At 45.7% G+C, this 5,193-nt stretch carries 5 protein-coding genes; all 5 read right to left on the bottom strand.

What is annotated here, in order from left to right:
• Positions 1-1,432 (bottom strand): HAD-IC family P-type ATPase (locus VF500_RS14170; protein ID WP_330860286.1); only part of this gene is annotated, 1,432 nt, incomplete at its 3' end.
• 60 nt (positions 1,433-1,492) lie between these two features.
• Positions 1,493-1,663, bottom strand: a complete 171-nt coding sequence (locus tag VF500_RS14165; RefSeq protein ID WP_330860285.1) for a hypothetical protein — start codon at positions 1,661-1,663, stop codon at positions 1,493-1,495.
• A gap of 368 nt (positions 1,664-2,031) precedes the next feature.
• Positions 2,032-3,399, bottom strand: coding sequence for a sensor histidine kinase (locus tag VF500_RS14160; RefSeq protein WP_330860284.1), 1,368 nt, complete (start codon positions 3,397-3,399; stop codon positions 2,032-2,034).
• On the bottom strand, positions 3,396-4,088 hold the full coding sequence (locus VF500_RS14155; RefSeq protein ID WP_330860283.1) for a response regulator transcription factor: 693 nt from the start codon (positions 4,086-4,088) through the stop codon (positions 3,396-3,398). The genes VF500_RS14160 and VF500_RS14155 overlap by 4 nt, the downstream gene beginning before the upstream one ends.
• A 156-nt stretch (positions 4,089-4,244) precedes the next feature.
• A partial coding sequence (locus VF500_RS14150; RefSeq protein WP_330860282.1) for an efflux RND transporter periplasmic adaptor subunit occupies positions 4,245-5,193 on the bottom strand: 949 nt, incomplete at its 5' end.

Raw genomic sequence — 5,193 nt, 5'->3', positions numbered from 1 at the left:
GGTTGTCATCCCCCGGATCAAAAGCATGGCTGCACAAGTCCAGCATTTCTTCAACCGCACCTTTGCAAATGAGCAGGTGACGACCGTCCTTTTCTTCCAAAATGACAGACATCCGGCGGCGCTGAAAATCGAAGGGTATTTCGTCAACCTTCTGGTATTGCTCACCCTCGGCAAGGCAGGCATGCTCATCTGCATGTTCCAACACGGCTATATCCAGCAAATTCTTCAAGCCGGTTTGGTGATAGCTATTCAGATAGGCCCATTTCATTACCTCGTTATCTTCTGTCCCGAATACATTGAGGTGCCGCTCCAAAACGATCTTATCCATAGTGAGCGTACCGGTTTTGTCGGTACACAAAATGTTCATCGCACCGATGTTCTGAATCGCGTTCAGGCGTTTGACGATCACTTTGCGTTTGCTCATGTTCCGGGCACCTTTGGCGAGATTAGCAGTTACGATCATCGGCAGCATTTCGGGGGTTAAGCCAACGGCCACAGAGATACCGAACATCAGTGCTTCGAACCAATCACCTTTTGTAACCCCGTTAACGATGAATACCAGGGGCACCATGATCATCATAAAGCGAATGAGCAGCCAGCTTACCTTGTTTACGCCTTTGTCAAAGCTTGTTTCGGCGCGTTTGCCGGAGATGGCTTTCCCGATACTGCCGAAATAGGTATGACTGCCTGTATTTACGATAATTACCGTTGCGGTACCGCTGATCACATTGGTACCCATAAAGCAGATATTATCCAGTTCGAGCAAGCCACCCGTTGCGGCATTTGATACTACGGATTCCTTTTTTTCAACCGGCAGTGATTCGCCGGTGAGCATGGCCTGGCTTACAAACAGGTCTTTTGAGTGCATTAACCTGCAATCGGCAGGGATCATATCGCCTGCACTCAGGTAAACGATATCGCCTGAAACCAGCTCCCTGATATCGATCTCTGCTTTGCCTTCGGGCTGCCGTAAAACGGTAGCGGTTGTTTTTACCATGCTTTTCAGGGCTTCGGCTGCCTTGTTACTGGTGAACTCCTGCCAGAAACGTAGCAATGAGCTCAGGCTTACCATAACAGTAACCACAATGACGGTTTTATAACTTCTATCGGCAGGTGCGGCCATCAGCACATCGGTAACAAATGATACAGCCGCCAACACAAACAGCACAGCGATAAATGGATTAAGAAAAGCCTGGAAAAGTTGCACGTACCAGGCCGGCGCTTTTTGATGCGTAATTTCATTAGCACCAAATTGATGGGTTTTGGTTTCAACCTCGTTCGCATCGAGCCCGATTGAGGAGCTCTGCAGCAGGGTCAAAAAGGCAGCCTGATCTTCGCCCGACACCTGGCGTAATTTATTGGCTGCGGCATCATCAAGCCCGGTTGCGGATTGGTTAATGCTGATTTTGGCTTTAATGTCTTTGAGTGTCATTATTAAAGTGGGTTTAAGATTATAGAAAAAGGGGAGAAGGGAACTAATCAAAAACTACATTCAGTCTTCGATTAATGCTGCCGGCAACTGCACATACAAAGGCAATGCAAAGCTGACGTTACCGTACTGCGAAACGCTTAACTGATGTTTGGAGTTACTACCGGTTTTAAGCCGGGCTTTTGACTGGAAGGTTGGCTGGATAAATTTATCCACGTTTTTTTCTTTACGCATAGCGATAGTGTTGTCCTGCCGGGCAGAACAGCGTAAAGTATTAGGCGGTCCTGCTTAGCGGGAATATTTAATAAATTGATTAATTCTACTCGGACCTGTATCCATTGTCTGTTATGTTGTTTTTGACGTGGGCAAAAGTAAGCTTGCCGGCCGGAAAACGCCGTTAGAAAGCCTTTATAAAAAAATTAGAATTTTATTAGAAGCTATTTAAATTTCGTTTGAGAAATTTTATGTAGAGACGCATCACATGCGTCTCCCATAGGACAAGCTGCTTCGTAATCATTAACCTGAAGAATTTGCATGCGGGAGACGCATGTGATGCGTCCCTACATTTTTAAATTTAAGCAGGCACTTAGAAAAAGCGGGGATTACCGATGCGGAAAACTAATAGTGAATGTGGTGCCTGCTCCGGGAACGGAGCGAACCGCTATGATGCCGTGGTGCAGCTCAACGATCTTTTTAGACAGCGACAGCCCGATACCGTTGCCTTTAGAATGTTCGCTGTTTTCGCCGCGATAAAAGGCAGTAAAGATGCTCTTTTGGTCGGCCTCGCTGATACCGATGCCTTTGTCCTGTACACGAATAATGCTCAGCGTGTCATTGTAGCCAATCGATACCGCGCATTCGTTATCCGACGAAAACTTGCAGCCGTTTTCAATCAGGTTCATTAAAGCCACCCTTAACAGATAGGCGTTACCCATTACGGCTATCTGTTGCTCGTCTTCAATGTCCTTTTCAAAAATCATATTGACTTTGAACGATGGATGATTATGTAAAACGTCCGTTTGAGCGTCCAGCAGCACCTCATCAAGCCGCACCGGCTTAAAGGAGATCTCGGTATGGTCATAATTAGCCTTAGCCAGGTCAAGCAAACTATTGGACAGTCTCACCAGTTTTTGTGCATCACTAATGGCATGGGCTATGGATTCCTTATAAAAAAGATTATCGCGTTCTTTCTCCATTGTTACCTGCAATTCGGTAAGCATAGCCGTTAATGGCGTGCGTAGCTCGTGCGATATATTGGAAACAAATTCCTTTTGCGCGTCAAAAGATTGTTCAAGCCTGTTAAGCATGGCATTGAAAGTAACCGCCAGTTCAGAAATTTCGTCTTTGCCGTTTCCTTCATTCAATCGCAGATCGAGATTGGTGGCCGTAATTTCTTCCACTTTGTCAACCATATCAGAAACCGGCTGCAAGGCTTTACTGGCGAAAAACTGCCCGGCAAAGTAGATAAATATAATAGCGACAAAGAATGTGATGATCAGCGTATATTCCAGATTACGTAATTTATCATATCCCTGCTGATCATTGGCAGCCGCTGTAATAACATATAAATTACCACGATGGGCATACAGAATACCCACCACCTGCAAGCTATCCTGGTAAAACCGGATCTCTTTTTTTGCAACGATCTCATTGATCATCCTGCGTGTCTCTTTTACTTTGTCAATCTCTACGGCATCATGATAAAGTAGGCGGAAGGAAGTGTCATATATGGCTACTTCTTCCTGGAAGAGTGTATTTTCTGCATTGCGGTAGATCAGCTGTAAAACAGAGGGGGTGACTTTGGCGTCAAGCAAGAGGTTTGCCTTGGTGATGGCTGTATGGCGCAACAGGCTATAGTATTCATCTTCCCGGTCATTGGCCAGCGACCAATAAATGATCAGCGAAAAGAACAAAAGCAAGCCGGCAATGCCCGCAGTAAACAATACCGTGAGTCGCTTGCGGATAGTCATTTCTCTTCTCTGAAAATAAATCCCATACCGGGCTTGGTATGGATCAATTTAACGGAATAATCGCGGTCGATCTTCTTACGCAGGTAATTAATGTAAACGTCAATAAAGTTCGTGCCGGTATCAAACGTTGTTTTCCATACTTTCTCGCTGATCTCAGAGCGCGGGAGTACACGATCCCGGTTGCGCATCATATATTCCAGCAGATGGAACTCTTTGGGTGTTAAACTGATTTCGGTTCCGCTCCGGTAAACCGTTTTGGTATGGGTGTTCATCTGAAGATCGGCAATTGTCAGTGAATCTCCAACCGCCGACCGGCTGGCAAATTGCTGTCTTTTGGCCAGGGCCCTTACGCGCACCTCAAGCTCACGAAACTCAAATGGTTTCACCAGGTAATCGTCTGCTCCGGCATCAAAGCCCTCCACTTTGTCGTCGGTAGTACCCAGGGCGGTAAGCATTAATATGGGCACCTCTGGTTTGTAAAGTTTAAGATGCTTACAAAGATCGAGACCATTAATCTTAGGAAGAATAATATCGGTGATGATCACATCATATTTTTCCTGCATTGCCAGTTTTTGCCCCATCTGCCCGTCATAGGCCAGAGTAAGCTGGTAGCCGCTTTCTTCCAGGCCACGTTTGATCACGGTAGCTAAACGGTCGTCGTCTTCTATGAGGAGGATATGGAACATCATACAATTGCCCAAAAGTAAGCAAAGTATCCCTTTGGTTTAAATGAAGTGCTAACAAATGCCGGGAATGAGAAGCCCGGTCGTAATTTCGTGCCGGGCTTCCCACTTTTTATTCTGATAGCAATACCATCTACCCGTGAGATATTGGTGAATTAGCGATCACATTTTCACGCCGGCCATATTGTCGCCGCCGTTCTTAAATATCGCTTCACTATTTAGCAAATAAGCCCCGTTGGTGACTACCACATCACCCGCGTTTAAACCAGAAAGAATAGGCACATAGTTCTGATTGCCATTGCCCTGTTTGATCATCCTGGATGAGAAACTGCCATCTGGATTTTTGATCCATACCAGGCTGCCTTTTCCATCGGTTAAAATAGCTGAAGCCGGCACTGCCAAAGCCTGGTTGCTACCATTGCCAATAGCAATATAAGCCAGCATTCCCGGCCTGATCAAACCTTGCGGATTAGGAACACTGATCCTGATCAGGTTAACTTTGGAGGCATCCGATAACTCGGGATTGATAAATTCAATTTTACCGTTGATAACCTGCCCACCCAAATCAGGAAAGGAAACACTTACCCGGTCATTTTCCTTATGGCTGTTTATTTCGCTGGCATATAATTGAGCTTCTACCCATAAATTATTCAGGGCCTGTGTTTTTAGGATAGACATGCCTTCAGTTACATAATCACCTTCGTGAACAGCTATTTCACTAACAGTTCCGCTAACTTTACTCAATATGGTTGTGGTTGCAGAAACTTTGCCGGAAGCCGCTATGTTTTTAATCTGCGCAGGTGACAGGCCCCAAAGTTGGAGCTTGTTTTCGGCGGCGCTGATTAATTGCTGATAATCCACATCTGGATTATGCAGTACCTTTTGTTGTTGTTTAGCCAGCAAATATTCCTTTTCCGCTTCCTGCAGATCTTCGCTATAGATGGAATAAACAGGCTGCCCTATGGCGATTTTTTCGCCGGTAGTTCTTACAAATAATTGCTGGATCCTGCCCGCTAACCTTGCGCTTAACTCTTCAGAGCGATTATCATCGGTGGTGACGGTTCCGGTCAGAGTTTTTTCAGTGCCGGTGTTCTCCTCCCTTACGGTGTCA

Origin of the sequence: Mucilaginibacter sp. (assembly GCF_036383575.1) — a bacterium.
Classification (GTDB): Bacteria; Bacteroidota; Bacteroidia; order Sphingobacteriales; family Sphingobacteriaceae; genus Mucilaginibacter.
The sequence above is the reverse complement of the archived record's forward strand: the minus strand, read 5'-3'. Positions and strand labels throughout refer to the sequence as shown.

What these genes read in the sequence shown, in the direction of transcription:
- VF500_RS14160 (WP_330860284.1), bottom strand. Translation starts at nt 3,399, where the DNA reads ATGACTATCCGCAAGCGACTCACGGTATTGTTTACTGCGGGCATTGCC.
- VF500_RS14155 (WP_330860283.1), bottom strand. Translation starts at nt 4,088, where the DNA reads ATGATGTTCCATATCCTCCTCATAGAAGACGACGACCGTTTAGCTACC.
- VF500_RS14165 (WP_330860285.1), bottom strand. Translation starts at nt 1,663, where the DNA reads ATGCGTAAAGAAAAAAACGTGGATAAATTTATCCAGCCAACCTTCCAG.